This window comes from Ensifer sp. ZNC0028, from assembly GCF_000799055.1.
Classification (GTDB): Bacteria; Pseudomonadota; Alphaproteobacteria; order Rhizobiales; family Rhizobiaceae; genus Ensifer.
This window is the reverse complement of record NZ_JTLA01000053.1, coordinates 24,283-38,455: the sequence shown is the minus strand read 5'-3', so window position 1 is coordinate 38,455 and position 14,173 is coordinate 24,283. Positions and strand designations below refer to the sequence as shown.

The 14,173-nt window shown below is 63.3% G+C and carries 12 protein-coding genes; 7 read left to right on the top strand and 5 right to left on the bottom strand.

Features of this window, described 5'->3' with window-relative positions; translation table 11 throughout:
- From L981_RS13185 to L981_RS13170, 4 genes are all read left to right on the top strand, one after another.
- Window positions 1-1,655 (top strand): OmpA family protein (locus L981_RS13185; protein WP_043616481.1); only part of this gene is annotated, 1,655 nt, incomplete at its 5' end.
- A gap of 114 nt (window positions 1,656-1,769) precedes the next feature.
- A complete protein-coding gene (locus L981_RS13180) occupies window positions 1,770-2,513 on the top strand; it encodes a polysaccharide deacetylase family protein (RefSeq protein WP_043616458.1) in 744 nt (247 codons plus the stop codon).
- A 161-nt stretch (window positions 2,514-2,674) separates the two neighbouring features.
- Window positions 2,675-3,811 (top strand): SEL1-like repeat protein, encoded by a 1,137-nt coding sequence (locus L981_RS13175; protein ID WP_052201783.1) that lies wholly within the window; start codon window positions 2,675-2,677, stop codon window positions 3,809-3,811.
- Between the two features lie 145 nt (window positions 3,812-3,956).
- Window positions 3,957-5,558 carry a tetratricopeptide repeat protein gene (locus L981_RS13170; RefSeq protein WP_052201782.1) on the top strand — a complete coding sequence of 534 codons (1,602 nt, stop codon included), beginning with the start codon at window positions 3,957-3,959 and terminating at the stop codon, window positions 5,556-5,558.
- 28 nt (window positions 5,559-5,586) lie between these two features.
- Here L981_RS13170 and mobB read toward each other — a convergent pair whose 3' ends face one another.
- The 3 genes from mobB to L981_RS13155 are packed head-to-tail and all read right to left on the bottom strand — an operon-like array spanning window position 5,587 to window position 7,694.
- Window positions 5,587-6,114 (bottom strand): molybdopterin-guanine dinucleotide biosynthesis protein B, encoded by a 528-nt coding sequence (gene mobB / locus L981_RS13165; protein ID WP_043616455.1) that lies wholly within the window; start codon window positions 6,112-6,114, stop codon window positions 5,587-5,589.
- Window positions 6,111-6,776 (bottom strand): molybdenum cofactor guanylyltransferase MobA, encoded by a 666-nt coding sequence (gene mobA / locus L981_RS13160; protein ID WP_043616452.1) that lies wholly within the window; start codon window positions 6,774-6,776, stop codon window positions 6,111-6,113. The genes mobB and mobA overlap by 4 nt, the downstream gene beginning before the upstream one ends.
- Before the next feature lie 9 nt (window positions 6,777-6,785).
- Window positions 6,786-7,694 carry a DMT family transporter gene (locus L981_RS13155; protein ID WP_043616450.1) on the bottom strand — a complete coding sequence of 303 codons (909 nt, stop codon included), beginning with the start codon at window positions 7,692-7,694 and terminating at the stop codon, window positions 6,786-6,788.
- A gap of 453 nt (window positions 7,695-8,147) precedes the next feature.
- Here L981_RS13155 and L981_RS13150 point away from each other — a divergent pair, with 453 nt between their 5' ends.
- Window positions 8,148-10,691, top strand: coding sequence for a methyl-accepting chemotaxis protein (locus tag L981_RS13150; protein ID WP_043616447.1), 2,544 nt, complete (start codon window positions 8,148-8,150; stop codon window positions 10,689-10,691).
- 261 nt (window positions 10,692-10,952) lie between these two features.
- On the opposite strand, the gene moaA is transcribed toward L981_RS13150, so the two are convergent.
- Window positions 10,953-12,002 (bottom strand): GTP 3',8-cyclase MoaA, encoded by a 1,050-nt coding sequence (moaA, locus tag L981_RS13145; protein ID WP_082006009.1) that lies wholly within the window; start codon window positions 12,000-12,002, stop codon window positions 10,953-10,955.
- Between the two features lie 214 nt (window positions 12,003-12,216).
- Here moaA and L981_RS13140 point away from each other — a divergent pair, with 214 nt between their 5' ends.
- Window positions 12,217-12,591: a gamma-butyrobetaine hydroxylase-like domain-containing protein gene (locus tag L981_RS13140; protein ID WP_043616443.1), complete on the top strand. Its 375-nt coding sequence runs from the start codon at window positions 12,217-12,219 to the stop codon at window positions 12,589-12,591.
- Between the two features lie 47 nt (window positions 12,592-12,638).
- On the opposite strand, the gene L981_RS13135 is transcribed toward L981_RS13140, so the two are convergent.
- Window positions 12,639-13,121 carry a MarR family transcriptional regulator gene (locus L981_RS13135; protein ID WP_043616440.1) on the bottom strand — a complete coding sequence of 161 codons (483 nt, stop codon included), beginning with the start codon at window positions 13,119-13,121 and terminating at the stop codon, window positions 12,639-12,641.
- A 47-nt stretch (window positions 13,122-13,168) separates the two neighbouring features.
- On the opposite strand from L981_RS13135, the gene L981_RS13130 reads away from it, so the two are divergent.
- Window positions 13,169-14,077: an alpha/beta fold hydrolase gene (locus tag L981_RS13130; RefSeq protein ID WP_043616437.1), complete on the top strand. Its 909-nt coding sequence runs from the start codon at window positions 13,169-13,171 to the stop codon at window positions 14,075-14,077.
- Window positions 14,078-14,173: the final 96 nt, after the last annotated feature.

The following is a 14,173-nucleotide window of genomic DNA, read 5'->3' as shown; positions in this document are numbered from 1 at the left end:
AGAAGGCCGCCGAAGAGCAGAAGGCCGCCGAAGAGCAGAAGGCTGCTGAAGAGCAGAAGGCCGCTGACGAACAGAAGGCTGCTGAAGAGCAGAAGGCCGCTGACGAGCAGAAGGCAGCTGACGAGCAGAAGGCAGCTGACGAGCAGAAGGCTGCCGAAGAGCAGAAGGCTGGCGGCGAAACCGCTCCCGCCGTCGAGCCGCAGCCGCAAACCGGTGAAGGCCAGCCTGTACCGGGTACCGAACAGCCGCAGACGGGTGAGGGCCAGCCGGTCCCGGGTGCCGAACAACCGCAGACCGGTGAAGGTCAGCCGGTGCCCGGCACCGAGCAGCCGGTGACCGCCGAGCAGCCGCAGGTGCAGCAGCCGGCTCCGGAAGTGGTCGATACCCGTACCGAAGAAGAGAAGGTGAAGATCGCCGACGATCCGGCTGCGACCGACGAAACCGTCGTCCTGCCGGTCGAAAATGGTGCGGCCGTGCTCGACAGCGACAAGGACGCCGACAATGCCGGCGGCAACCAGGCGCGCGAAGAGCGTCAGAAGCTGCGCGAGGAACTGCGCGCCAAGGAAGAGGACGCACCGCCGCCGGCCGACGATGCTGCAGCGCAGGCTGCGATCGCTGCCGAGATCCAGGCCGACCTGCCGCAGAAGATCGAAGCGAACCTCAACGAAAAGGGTACGCGCGTCGACGAGGCTCCGGTCTTCGTGGTTCCGGAGACGACCAACATCGTCAACAACACCATCATCAACAACACGGTGATCAACAACAACACGACGGTCAACAACATCACCAACAACATCACCGAGGTGAAGGTCGTCGAACAGATCGACAACCGGGTGATCCTCGGGGTCGGCGACCAGATCTTCGTGCGTGGCGACGACCGTCCGCGCCTGCGTTACGATGCGGAAGAGACCTACTACGATCAGCTTCCGCGCGGTCGTACCCGCGAAACCATCGTGCGTCCGGGCGGCTACCGGATCGTTACCGTCTACAACCGTTACGGCGACATCCTGCAGCGCTCGCGTGTCGACCGCGACGGCAACGAATACCTGATGATCTATGCGCCCGAGCGTGACGAAGGCCCGCGTCCGGCGATCATCGACGTCGGCTACGAACTGCCGCCGATGCGCCTGCGCATTCCGGTCCGCGACTACATCGCCGACGTTTCCGACGATCCGGATCGCGACTACTACCAGTTCCTGGCCGAGCCGCCGGTCGAGCGTGTCGAACGCGTCTACACGATGGACGAAGTGCGCCACTCCGCCCGCCTGCGCGACAAGGTTCGCCGCGTCGACCTCGACACCATCACCTTCCCGACGGGCAGTGCCGAAGTGTCGATGTCGCAGGCCAAGACCATGCGCAAGGTCGCAGCCGCGATGGAGAAGATCCTCGCCAAGGATCCGGGTGAAACCTTCTTCATCGAAGGCCACACCGATGCCGTCGGCTCGGACCGCTCGAACCTGGTGCTCTCCGACAAGCGCGCCGAATCGGTCGCCTCGCTGCTCACCGAGGTCTACGGCATTCCGCCGGAAAACCTGGCGACCCAGGGCTATGGCGAGCGCTTCCTGAAGGTTCGCACCCAGGATGCCGAGCAGCAGAACCGTCGCGTCACCATTCGCCGTGTGACGCCGCTGGTTCGCCCGGTCGCGCAGCGTTAAGCGCCGATCAAGCTTCGGGCAGGGCTGCCCACCTAAATCCCGGAAACCCGCCTCGCAAAAGGCGGGTTTCTGTCATTTGACATTCCTTCCCAGACTTTCTTCCTCCGGATTGCCATGAAAGCCCTTGTTCTCGCGCTTGTTGCCGCCACCACGTTCGCTCATTCGGCCACCGCTGCGCCTGGGCTCGTCGAGCCGGATCTGCGTCTGCCTTCCAATCCCGGCGGAAAGGGCGCAGCCCCGCGGGTTGCGCTGACGCTTGACGCCTGCAGCGGCGCCACCGACATGCGCATCCTCGGCACGCTGATCGAAAACCGTATCCCGGCGACGATCTTCGTCACCGCGCGCTGGCTGAAGCGCAACGGCCTCGTCGTCGAGGTGATGAAGGCACATCCTGATCTGTTCGAGATCGAGGACCACGGCGCGATGCACGTGCCGCCGATCGACGTGAAGATCTCCGTTTATGGCATCGCGGCAGCCGGCTCCGAGGCGGCGGTCGCGGCCGAAGTTGATGGCGGTGCTGTCGCAATCAAGGCGCATGGACTGCCGGCGCCGAAGTGGTTTCGCGGCGCGACGGCCAAATACACCCATTCGTCGATGAGCCAGATCCGCGCCATGGGTTACCGCATCGCCGGCTACTCGGTGAACGGCGACGGCGGCTCGCTGCTGGGGGCTGCAATGGCTGAAAAGCGCATTCGCGCCGCAAAGGACGGCGACGTCATCATCGCCCACATTAACCAGCCGACCCATTCGGCCGGCGCCGGCGTTGCCCGCGGCATCCTCGACCTCAAGGCGAAGGGCTACAGCTTCGTTAGGCTGAACGACATTCCGGACGAAACGGCCGTCGGCGCGACGAACTGACGGCCGATAAAGGCGCGTGCGGCAAACGCTCGCGTCTCCCCGGCGGTTCGCCAATGCGCAAAGCGGATCGACTGTTGCGTCTCTGTCGAAGGGAAACGCGATGGCGAATCAACTCTTCGCTGCTTAACGTTCCCCGAATGCGTTGCCATCGGGAGGAATGGATGAAACCCGCCGTTTTCGGCCTTGTTGCCGCACTTGCGCTCGGCACGTCATTTTTCCCGACGCTCGCAGAAATGCCCCCTGTCCCGACAGAGCAGGACCGAGTGCTTGCGGAGAACGGGGACATCTACGCGCAGTTTCGCATCGCCTGGGCCTACTTCACCGGGAAAGGCGCCAAGCAGGATGATGCCGAAGCGTTTCGCTGGTTCCAGAAGTCTGCTGAAGGCGGCAACGTGCCGGCGCAATATAATCTGGCAGCAATGCTGATGGAGGGCCGCGGCGTGGCCCGAAACGAGGTCGATGCCGTCAGGTGGTTCAGGCGGGCCGCCGAGAGCGGGCATGCCATTGCCCAGTACGAGCTGGCGCAGAAGTATTTCAAGGGCGAAGGCGTCGAGCCAAACATTGAAGAGGCGCTCCGCTGGTACCGCCTTTCGGCGGCGCAGAGGTTTCCACTGGCGCAATTCAAGCTAGGCTTACTCTACGCCACGGGGCAGGGCGTTTCGCGCGACGACGAAGTTGCGGCGCGCTGGTACCGGAATGCTTCCGAGGGCGGGTATGCGGCTGCGCAATTCAATCTCGCGATCATGTACCTGCAGGGGCAGGGTGTGGTGCAGGACCGGGCCGCTGCTTTCGATCTGTTCAAACAGGCGGCGGAGAACGGGCACAAGACGGCGCAGCTAAACGTTGGCCTGATGTATGTGAGCGGGACAGGTGTCGCCGAGGATCAGGTGGCAGCAGCACGATGGTTCCGAACTGCTGCCGATACGGGTGACGCCGCCGGTCAATACAATCTGGCGCTAATGTATAGCGATGGCCGCGGCGTAGAGCGTGACGCGAAGGAGGCTGTGCGGCTCTATACCCTCTCGGCAGAGCAAGGCTACGCGCTGGCGCAACACAATCTCGGCGTCGCCTATGCGACCGGCACCTACGTGGACCGTGACCCGGCAGCGGCCTTCGGCTGGTTCATGAAGGCAGCTGAGCAGGGCCACGCCAAGGCGCAGTTCAACGTCGCGCAGGCCTATGTCGAGGCGACCGGGATCGACAAGGATCTGAAAGCGGCGGCGCTCTGGTACGGCAAGGCAGCGGCCCAGGGGATGTCCGAGGCGCAACAGGCTCTCGATGCGCTGCCGAAAGACTGACAGCGACCATTTTCCCGCATGACCTTCAAATGAGGCGGTTAACGGCCGCTGCTCGACGCTTTGAAGCCGTCTGTCGAAATCGATTTTCGGTTGAAGGAACCTCGCCATAGGATTTTTCCGCGTAGCGGTAGCCTGGGAGGTGTGGATGAAACGCGTCGTCTTCGGACTCGTTGTCGCCCTGATGTCGTCGGTGTTCTCGTCCTCCGTCCACGCGGATAGTGCGGCCACGGGCCTGCCGCCTTTCGACAAGGTGCTGGAGCGGGCCGAAGACGGCGATGTCCAGGCGCAGGTCGATCTCGGTATGCGTTACCACACCGGCGAGGGCGTCGAGCGCGACTTCCTGAAGGCGATCGGCTGGTACCGGAAGGCGGCCGAGAGCGGCGACGCGAAGGCGCAATTCCACCTCGGCACCATCTATTTCAACGGCGGCGAAGGCGTGAAGCAGAACTATGAGGAGGCTGGACGATGGTTTCGGTTCTCCGCCGAGCAGCGCGTTCCGGAGGCCCAATACAGTCTCGGGGTGATCTACGAACAGGGGCTGGGCGTTGCCAAGGACGATGCGCAGGCCTTCGCCTATTACCAGTTGGCGGCTGAACAAGGCTATGCGGCGGCACAGTTCAACCTGGGCTTTCTCTACCAGCAGGGGCGCGGTACGGCGCGCGACCCGGCCGCGGCGTTTGAATGGTATCGGAAAGCATCGGAACAAGGCCTGGTGGCCGCCATGCACAATCTGGCCATCGCCTATTTCCAAGGCAGCGGCACGCTGAAGAATGACGCGGAGGCTTACCGATGGACGTCGCGAGCCGCGGTCGCCGGGGAGGCGCGTGCCCAGTACAACCTCGGTTTCATGTACGAGAAGGGTGTCGGCGTGGAGCGCAACATGGCTGAAGCGCTGCGCTGGTACCTGCGTTCCGCCGAGCAGGGATATGTCGATGGGCAAGCGAATGCCGGCCGGCTCTATTTCAACAGCGAGGCCGGGCGGATCGATGCCCAGGAGGGACTTCGCTGGCTTCGCCCGGTTGCGAACGCCGGCCATAAGGAAGCGCAAAATCTGCTCTGCGGCGTTTACGTGCGCGCCTTCGGCGTCGGGCGCGACGATCGGGAGGCGGTGAACTGGTGCCGCAAGGCGGCCGACCAGGGCATGGTTGCAGCGCAGGTGGACCTCGCCACCTTCTACATGCTCGGTCGCGGCGTCGAGAAGGATCCGGCAGCGGCCTTTGACCTCTACCTGAAGGCGGCCAAGCAAGGGGATGCCAAAGCACAGTTGAATGTCGGCCTCATGTACCTGAAGGGGACCGGCACCGGAGAAAGCTACGCGGAAGCGCACCGCTGGTTTCTGGCACTGGCTGATCGCGGGGATCCCCGCGGCCAGTTCCACCTGGCGGAGATGTACGCAGGCGGCCTCGGCCTCGAGAAGAACCTCAAGGAGGCGGCGCGGCTTTATGAACTCGCGGCCAATCAGGGCTACGCTCTGGCGCAGTTCAGTCTCGGCGTGGCCTATCTCAATGCCATCGGTGTGGAAAGCGACGCTGCGGCTGCTGCCAGATGGTTTCGCAAGGCCGCCGAGCAGGGAAATGCCGACGCGCAACTCAATCTCGGCATTGCCTATGCAAGGGGCGCCGGCGTGGAGCAAAATCTTGCGTCGGCTGCCGAATGGTATGCCAGGGCGGCGAAACAAGGGATGCAGAAAGCGCAGCAGTTGCTCGACGGGCTACCGCAGAAGTATCGCGACTCCACGAAGCCTTGACTGTCGGCCTCAGGCCCGCGCGCCTTGATCAGGAAGCGGCGTTCTTGCGCTTGAGATCCGTGACTTTCTCGACGAAGTCGGCGATCGCGTTCGTGTCATCGAGGTCGAAGACCGGAAGATCGCTGTTAGCGACCGGATGGTCGGCGGCGATCGCGCAGATATGCGGATCCGTTGGGGCCAGCGGCTCGCGGTTCGCGGACTCCAGACGGCGGGCCTCGACCTTGGGGATCGGTTCGCGCTTGTAGCCTTCGATGAGCACGAGATCACAGGGCGCAAGCCGCGCGAGGATATCCTCGAAGCTTGGCTCTGGCGCGCCGCGCAATTCGTGCATGATCGCAAATCGCGTGCCGGAGACGATGGTCACCTCATGGGCGCCGGCCTCGCGGTGGCGGTAGCTGTCGGCACCGACCTTGTCGATATCGAAGTCGTGGTGGGCGTGCTTGACGGTGGAGACGACGTAGCCGCGCTGCGTCAGTTCGGTGACGAGCCGCACCATCAGGCCGGTCTTGCCTGAATTCTTCCAGCCGGCGATGCCGAAGATCTTCATGGCGCTCATGTCTTGTCATCCTCGAAGAAACGCAACCATTGCTCCGCGTCGATCAGATCCTCGGGCGTGTTGACGTTGAAGAACGGGTCGAATGCGCCTTTTGTCGTCGCGACGAGCGGAAAATCGACCGTGACCGACGGGTGGCTTTCGATGAAGGCGCGGACGCGGCGCTTCGGATCGCTGGTCAGGAAGGCCTCAAGTTCGTCGGCAAGGGCGACCGGCCAGAGCCCGAACAGCGGATGCATCTGCCTGTCGGATGCCGCAACGGCAATCTGCTGCTGCTCTGTCAGGGCGGCCACCATTTGGGTGACGAGATCGTCCGGAAAAAACGGCGTATCGGTCGGAACGACGACGACGTGGCTTGCAGCCGGATTGGTGGCCGCGACATGGCGCATCGCTGTCAGCACGCCGGCAAGCGGACCGAGAAACCCGGGGACCGTATCGACAATGACGGGTACGCTTTCGTCTATGGCGCCAGCCGGATCGGCGTTGAGGTTGACGGCGACGCTCGTCACCTGAGGGCCGAGCCGGGCGACGATGCGCGACAGCATCGTCTGACCGCCGAGCGGAAGGCCGAACTTCGGGCTGCCCATACGGCGCGACAATCCGCCGGCAAGCACGACGGCGGGCCGGGATGCGCTGATCAGGGGCGAGGGAGGGCTTCCGGGCATTGTCGGCTCCTATTCCAGCGGGCCGGTCAGCGAGCGCTGGGCAACGGCTTTACGGCCGCGCAGCGTTTCGCGATAGAAGGTGTAGAGGCCCGAGCCGATGATGATCGCGACGCCGACCAGCATCCAGTGATCCGGGACCTCGGCAAAGAAGAAGATGCCGATCGCAATCGACCAGATCAGGCTGGTGTAGCGGAAGGGCGCAATCACGGAGATATCGCCCGCACGCATCGCCAGCACGATCGTCTGGTAGCCGAGCATCAAAAGAACGCTCGCCGCAGCGATATGGCTGAAGGTGGTCGTCGACATCGGCTGCCAGCCGCCCATCGGCTGGATGAGCAGGGCGCCGACGATGGTGGTGACGAGCGAAGTCGATACGGTGATGTAGAGCGCCGGCACGTCGTGGCCGATGCGGCGGGTGCAGAGATCGCGGGTCGCGGTGACGAAGACGCAGCCGACCACGGTCAGCGCCGCCGGCGTGAAGCCTTCGGGCCCCGGCCGCAGCACGATCAGCACGCCGATGAAGCCGGCGATGATGGCGGTCCAGCGGCGCCAGCCGACCGGCTCGCCCAGGAAGAGTGCGGCGCCGAGCGTGACCGCCAGGGGCAGCGCCTGCATGATCGCCGAGGCATTGGCGAGCGGGATCTGGCCAAGGGCCGAGATGTAGGTGACGGAGGCCAGCGCCTCCATGGCGATGCGCAGCAGGATCACCGGCCGCATCAGCGTTCCGATCGGCCGGAAGGCGCGAAAATGCCAGGCGGCGAGCACGACCATCAGCGTCGTCAGCAAGCCGCGCACGAAGATGATCTGCCCAACATTCATCGCACCGGTGACGGATTTGACGAGCGCGTCGTTGCAGGAAAACGTGACCATCGCCAGGCACATGAAAAGAATGCCGCGGAAATTGGTGGAGGCTTGCATGCTGGCTGTCCTGCGGCGCCGGACAAGCGGGCTGCGCTGCCGGCGAATGGGAGGCGAATCCGTGAATGGATCGCCCAATGTTTAAGCATTGGCTGCCCCCTTGTGCAAACGGGATCGCATGACGCGACGACTTTTCTTGTTCGACAAGTAGAAGGTGTGTTTTCGCGCCGCGCCCCGTGCAGGAAAGACTGTCGTTCGCCGGTAAAACGGCTGCGTTCGAACATAAGCTTATTCGCGGAATCTTAAGTTTCGCTGCCTATCGTCGCCGCAATTCCGCATCCATTCGCATGACGCGATCGGCGGGGTGGCGCCGCAATAAACCTTGCAGGGTGGCCATTCCAGGGACGTTTGCTTGAGGCTTGGGAGAGCCTCCGGTCAATGTCCCATCGGTGTTTCCACCAAGAAAAGCCGCCGCGCGGGCCTGCTTCCCATAAGAATAATCAGGGGTGCGCAATGTCTTTCATCGATCGCTTGCTGCAACGGCTGCGTATCGTCACCAAGGTTCTGCTTTTCGTGGTTCCGCTCGTGGCGCTTATCGCCGGCATAGGTCTCATCGGCTTCTTCACCGCCCGTACGCTCAACGGCCATATGACCGTGACGCGGGAAACCATCAACAATCTCTCGGATTTCCAGGCGCTGCGTGGCGCGCTGCAGGCGTTTGCCGATGCGCCGAGTGAAGAGACACGCACGGCCCTGTCGAGCCAGATCGACGAACAGGAAGGCGGCGTGAAGGCGCTCGACGGCCTGTTGAGCCGTGCCGAGGACAAGGCGGAGATCGCCTCTGTGCTGGCGCTCGGAAATGCGATGCGCAGCCAGACGGACAAGCTCTGGGCGACCAAGATCGAACGTGATCAGGTGACAGCGTCGCTCGACAAGGCGCTTGCCGACATGACCGAACAGGGCAACGGCGCCTATAAGCAGATCGACATCATCCGCAAGGAATCGGGCGAGAAGGAAGCCTTCGCCAAGGCGTTGCTGTTCGATGCCGCCGCCTATCAGGGCCTTGCCGAGCGCATCAAGAAATTCCGCCTGCCGGTGACAATGGCTGTCAATCCCGACGCCAAGGTCGACCAGGCGAACAAGCTTCTGCCGCATCTCATGAAGCAGATCGAAGAAGCCGAAAAGATCGCCTCGGAAAAGGTGCAGGCGCCGATTGCCGAAGTGAAGGACCAGGCGCTCAAAGTTCAGGCGATCCTTGCCGGCGGCGAGGACAACGAGGCGAAGAAGAACGCGCTGGTGCCGATCCTCAGCAAGTTCTCGAAATATGAAGCCGACTTTGCCAAGGAGGCTGCGAAGAATTCCGACACGGCCGCCAAGCGCTTCGTCGGCATGGATGCCGAGATCTCGCAGCTGAAGACCTTGATCGCGCTGATGGGCGACACCTTCAAGGGCCTCGACAGCACGCGGCTGCACATCAGCGAGCTGCATCGCAAGCTCGATGCCGCCGGCCGCGCGCCGGTCATGGCCGACATCCAGGCGGTTCGCGAGACGGCGGCCAAACTTGGCGAACTCGGCGGCAAGAATGCAGCCCTTCGCGATCTGCCGGGCAAGCTCGGCCCATCGCTCGACAACATCGACAAGGGCACGGCAGCATTGATCGATGTCGGCGGCCGCTGGCAGGCGGCAAAGAGCGAAGCGGCGACGATGGTCGCAACCGCCAGCACGACGCTCGAAAGTTTCGTCAGCAGCGCCCAGGAGGCCGGCAAGATCGACAGCCAGCGCTCGGCCGATGTTTCGATCGTGGCGATGATCGCCGGCACGCTGCTTGCCATCATCGGCGGCCTGATGCTGGTCGAAACGTTGCGCGGCCCGCTGAAGCGCGTGACGGAAACGATGACGCGGCTTGCCAATGGCGATCTCGATGTTGCCATCGAGGGCCGCAACCGTGGCGACGAGATCGGCGACATGGTGCGCTCGGTTGCCGTCTTCCGCGACAATGCAGTCGAGAATGTCCGGCTTGGCCGCGAGGCCGAGGCTGCGCGTGCGCTTTCTGCGGAAGAGGAAACGCGCCGGGCTGCCGAGCGCGCACGCATCGAGACCGAGCAGATGCAGGCGCTGAACGCACTCTCCGACGTGCTGGCGGCACTTGCCGACGGCGATCTCGAAGAGGGCATGTCCGAAGACCTGCCGGCCGATTACGTGATCATGGCCCGCACCTACAACAATGCCGTCGAGGCGCTGCGGGCGACGCTTGCCGACGTGCGCGTCGTCACCGGCGAGATCACCGGCGGCACCGGCAATCTTGCCGCGTCGGCTGACGACCTGGCGCGCCGGACCGAGCAGCAGGCAGCGGCGCTTGAAGAAAGCTCGCGGGCGCTGCGTCAATTGACCGATATCGTCCGCGCGACCGCCGAAAGCGCCCGCAAGACGACGGTTTCGGTCGGCGAGACCAATTCCTACGCCAAGCATTCCGGCCAGGTGGTCGCCAAGGCGATCGATGCCATGGCGGAGATCAACCGCTCCTCGGAGAAGATCAGCACGATCATCGGTGTTATCGACGAGATCGCCTTCCAGACTAACCTGCTGGCGCTCAATGCCGGCGTCGAGGCGGCGCGGGCAGGCGAGGCGGGCCGCGGCTTTGCCGTGGTGGCGCAGGAAGTGCGCGAACTCGCCCAGCGCTGCGCCGGGGCTGCCCGCGAGATCAAGGGGCTGATTTCCGAAAGCTCGGCGCAGGTGAGAAGCGGCGTCGCTCTCGTCCAGGAAACCGGCGATGCGCTGACGGTCATCAACAGCCATATCGGCACGATCCACGACCTCGTCAGCAACATCGAGGCTTCGGCTGCCGACCAGTACACCGGTCTCAACGAGGTGAACTCGGCCGTGCATCAGGTCGAGCTGATCACCCAGCAGAACGCAGCGATGGTCGAGGAAAATACCGCCGAGATCCACGGCCTGCGCCGGCAGGTCGAAGCGCTCAACGACAAGATCGAGCGCTTCCGCACCGGGACGGACGGCATCGGCGCGCGGGGCCAGGGGCATCGAAGCTACGCGGCTTGAGCCCCCCCGAGGGAAGCTCGGCTCTCGTTACGGACTTGCCTTGAGGCAATCCACGAAACATCCCTCTCCCCGCAGACGGGGCGAGGGAATGTGCCGAACGGGCAAGCCCATACAGGCGCTATCCACTGACACGCGGAGTACGTGGGGACATGAAGATGTGCCCCACATTCCCTTCTCCCCATCTGCGTGGAGAAGGTGCCGGCAGGCGGTTGAGGGGCCGCCTGCCGGTTGTTCTTCCAAGATTGGTACCCTGATAAAAGGTCAGCCGCCGGTGACGCTCATGTGGCGGGCAACGGCCGGGCGGTTGTGCTCGCGGTCGATGATGAAGTCGTGGCCCTTCGGCTTGCGGCCGATCGCCTCGTCGATCACCTGGCTGAGATAGGCGTCGTCTTCCGAGGCCCTGAGCGCGGTGCGCAGGTCCGCGGCGTCGTTCTGGCCGAGGCACATGTAGAGCGTGCCGGTGCAGGTGAGACGGACGCGGTTGCAGCTCTCGCAGAAATTATGGGTCATCGGCGTGATCAGGCCGAGCCTTCCGCCGGTTTCCGCCACTTCGAGATAACGGGCAGGGCCGCCTGTGCGATAGGGAATGTCGGAGAAGGTGAACTGTTCTTCCAGCTGTCGGCGCATTTCAGACAGCGGCATGTAGTGGTCGGTCCGGTCTTCCTCGATCTCGCCCATCGGCATGGTTTCGATGAGCGTCAGGTCCATGCCGCGACCATGCGCCCAGCGCATCAGGTCCGGGATCTCCTGGTCATTGAAGCCTTTGAGCGCCACCGCATTGATCTTGATCTTCAGGCCAGCGGCCTGGGCGGCGTCGATGCCTTCCATGACCTTGGAGAGCTCGCCCCAGCGGGTGATCTGGTGGAATTTTGCCGGGTCGAGCGTATCGAGCGAGACGTTGATGCGCTTGACGCCGCAGTCGACGAGCTCGGCGGCATACTTGGAAAGCTGCGAGCCATTGGTCGTCAGCGTCAGTTCATCGAGCCGTCCGGCCTCGATCTCACGACCGAGTTCGCGCACCAGAAACATGATGTTCTTGCGCACCAGCGGTTCGCCGCCGGTAAGCCTGAGCTTGCGGACACCCTTGCCGATGAAGGCGGAACAGAGACGCTGCAATTCTTCGAGCGTCAGCAGATCCTTCTTCGGCAGGAAGGTCATGTGCTCGGCCATGCAATAGGTGCAGCGGAAATCGCAGCGGTCGGTGACGGACACGCGCAGATAGGTGATCGCCCGCCCGAAGGGGTCGATCATCGGGGCCGTCTTCTGCTCCAGCGGCAGAGCGCCAAATCTGTCTATCGTTGCTGTGTTCAAACGTCTTTCTCCCAGCCCCTTCAATGTCGTCGTCGAAGATGGTCGCGTCAAGGCGCATACTGTCGCAAAGTGTTGATCGGAAGAGACGGGTAATTCTCGCGCGCCGATTTCTGCGCTAGTGCATTGTCGTCCTTCAGAATAATGCCGCATCGGGGACGCAGATTACGGCGAATGGGCGGCATCCGGTTTGTCGTACGCGAAAGGAAGCAGCGAAATGAGCGAATTCTGGCCGACGGAATTGCGGGTGTCGAAGGATCGCCACCGGCTTGTGGTGACGTTCAACGACGGAGCGTCCTTCGATCTTTCGGCGGAGATGCTGCGGGTGCTTTCGCCGTCTGCCGAAGTGCAGGGCCATGGTCCCGGCCAGCGGGTGACCGTGCCCGGCAAGCGCAATGTGCAGATCATCTCGGTGCAGCCGACCGGCAACTATGCGGTCCGCATCGGCTTTGACGACTTCCACGACACCGGCATCTTCACCTGGAGCTATCTGCATGAACTGGGGGAAAAGGGCGCGGAGCTCTTTGCCGCCTACGAGCAGGAACTTGCCGACAAGGGCATGTCGCGAGACAAGGCGGAAAAGCCGCGCTGACCAAGACCGCGCCCCGCGTCTCATCAGACGCGCAAAATCAGCACTCGTCAGGCCAGCTCGTTCTCTTCCTTCAGCAGCATGCCAATCAGCCGCTCCATCGATCGGGTGACCACCAGGCAATCATCCAGCGATTCGTCGTCCAGCAATCGCTCGATCAGCGCCGTATGGATCTCCATCGCCGCCTCGGTGAGCGTCCGGCCTTCAGCTGTCAATGACAGGCGCAGTATGCGCTTATCCTTCTCGTCACCGCGGCGCAGGATGAGCCCGCGCTTTTCCAGGTGCGGCAGAAGCATGCTCATGTTCGAGCGCCCGACCAGCAGCTTGCGCGCCAGTTCTTGCTGCGAAATGCCTTCGAAGCGATAGAGATTGATGAGGATGTCAAGATGCGGCGGCTTGATGTCGAGATGGGCGATCTCGCGCGTCACCGTCTGCTGCATCAACTGGCAGGCGCGGGCAACCGCGATCCAGCTGCGGAAGCGGGGGTGGTCCCAGGGAAAATGATGTTCGCTCGTCACTTGATTTTTGTTCAACGTTGTACAATTATGTTCAGCATTGAACATAACAAGAGATTCCCACTATGGCATCCTTTGCGATCAAGGTCATCCGCAACGCGCTGAAGGGCGTCGACGCGTTTTCACCCGAGGCGGCCGGGCGGCTCGCTTTCAGGCTGTTCACGCTCACGCCCGGCAGAAAGCCGAAGAATGCCAAGGAAAAGGCGGCGCTCGCGGCTGCCGCCCCTGTTATCGCCAGGGGCCAGCCGGTGACGCTCTCCTATTCCGGCGGCTGGGTGCTGGCGCGCCGGTTCGCGGCGCCGCGCGAGGCCGCCAACACCAAGCGCATTCTCCTCGTGCACGGTTGGGGATCGCGCAGCGACTATCTGGCAGCGATGATCGACGGCCTGGTCAAGGGCGGCGCCGAGGTGGTGACGCTCGACTGGCCCGGGCACGGCGCTTCGCCGGGGCGCACGTTGACCATGCCGGCAGCGGTTCGGGCGATCGACGCGGCCTGGCGGCACTTCGGCAATTTCGACGTCTGTGTCGGCCATTCCTTCGGCGGCGGCAGCCTGGCTTGCGCTGCCGGCGGCATCGTCTGCGACGTGCACAGCCATATGCCGAAGAAGCTGGTGCTGATCGGTGCACCAAGCGAGATGACTTGGCTTTTCAAAGGCTTCGGGAGAATTCTTCGCCTTTCTCCGAAGGCGCAGGTGGCCTTCGAAGGCGTTGTCGAACGTCTCTCCGGCCGCCGACTTCAGGATTTCGATGCTGCGCACGTGATCGAGGCGCGCGCCGTGCCGACGCTCGTCATCCATGCGGAAGACGACAAGGAAGTCTCCGCCGACCATGCGCGCCGTTATGCGGCGGCCGGGCCGAATGTCGAAATGCACTGGGCAAACGGTTTTGGCCATCGGCGCATCGTTTCGGCCGCACCGGTGATCGCGCGGATCAACGCCTTCATACACGCGGAAGATCAAAAAGCCGCCGCCTGACTATTTTCGTTGACCGCGTCATCAGTCTGTCATGCTATCGGCCGAAGGGTCGCTGGCCCGGGATTCTCTGTATCCAGATTGTTCCCGGGCTTTTTT

What these genes read in the sequence shown, in the direction of transcription:
- L981_RS13140 (WP_043616443.1), top strand. Translation starts at nt 12,217, where the DNA reads ATGAGCGAATTCTGGCCGACGGAATTGCGGGTGTCGAAGGATCGCCAC.
- L981_RS13130 (WP_043616437.1), top strand. Translation starts at nt 13,169, where the DNA reads ATGGCATCCTTTGCGATCAAGGTCATCCGCAACGCGCTGAAGGGCGTC.
- mobA (WP_043616452.1), bottom strand. Translation starts at nt 6,776, where the DNA reads ATGCCCGGAAGCCCTCCCTCGCCCCTGATCAGCGCATCCCGGCCCGCC.
- L981_RS13155 (WP_043616450.1), bottom strand. Translation starts at nt 7,694, where the DNA reads ATGCAAGCCTCCACCAATTTCCGCGGCATTCTTTTCATGTGCCTGGCG.
- L981_RS13180 (WP_043616458.1), top strand. Translation starts at nt 1,770, where the DNA reads ATGAAAGCCCTTGTTCTCGCGCTTGTTGCCGCCACCACGTTCGCTCAT.
- L981_RS13170 (WP_052201782.1), top strand. Translation starts at nt 3,957, where the DNA reads ATGAAACGCGTCGTCTTCGGACTCGTTGTCGCCCTGATGTCGTCGGTG.
- L981_RS13175 (WP_052201783.1), top strand. Translation starts at nt 2,675, where the DNA reads ATGAAACCCGCCGTTTTCGGCCTTGTTGCCGCACTTGCGCTCGGCACG.
- mobB (WP_043616455.1), bottom strand. Translation starts at nt 6,114, where the DNA reads ATGAGCGCCATGAAGATCTTCGGCATCGCCGGCTGGAAGAATTCAGGC.
- L981_RS13150 (WP_043616447.1), top strand. Translation starts at nt 8,148, where the DNA reads ATGTCTTTCATCGATCGCTTGCTGCAACGGCTGCGTATCGTCACCAAG.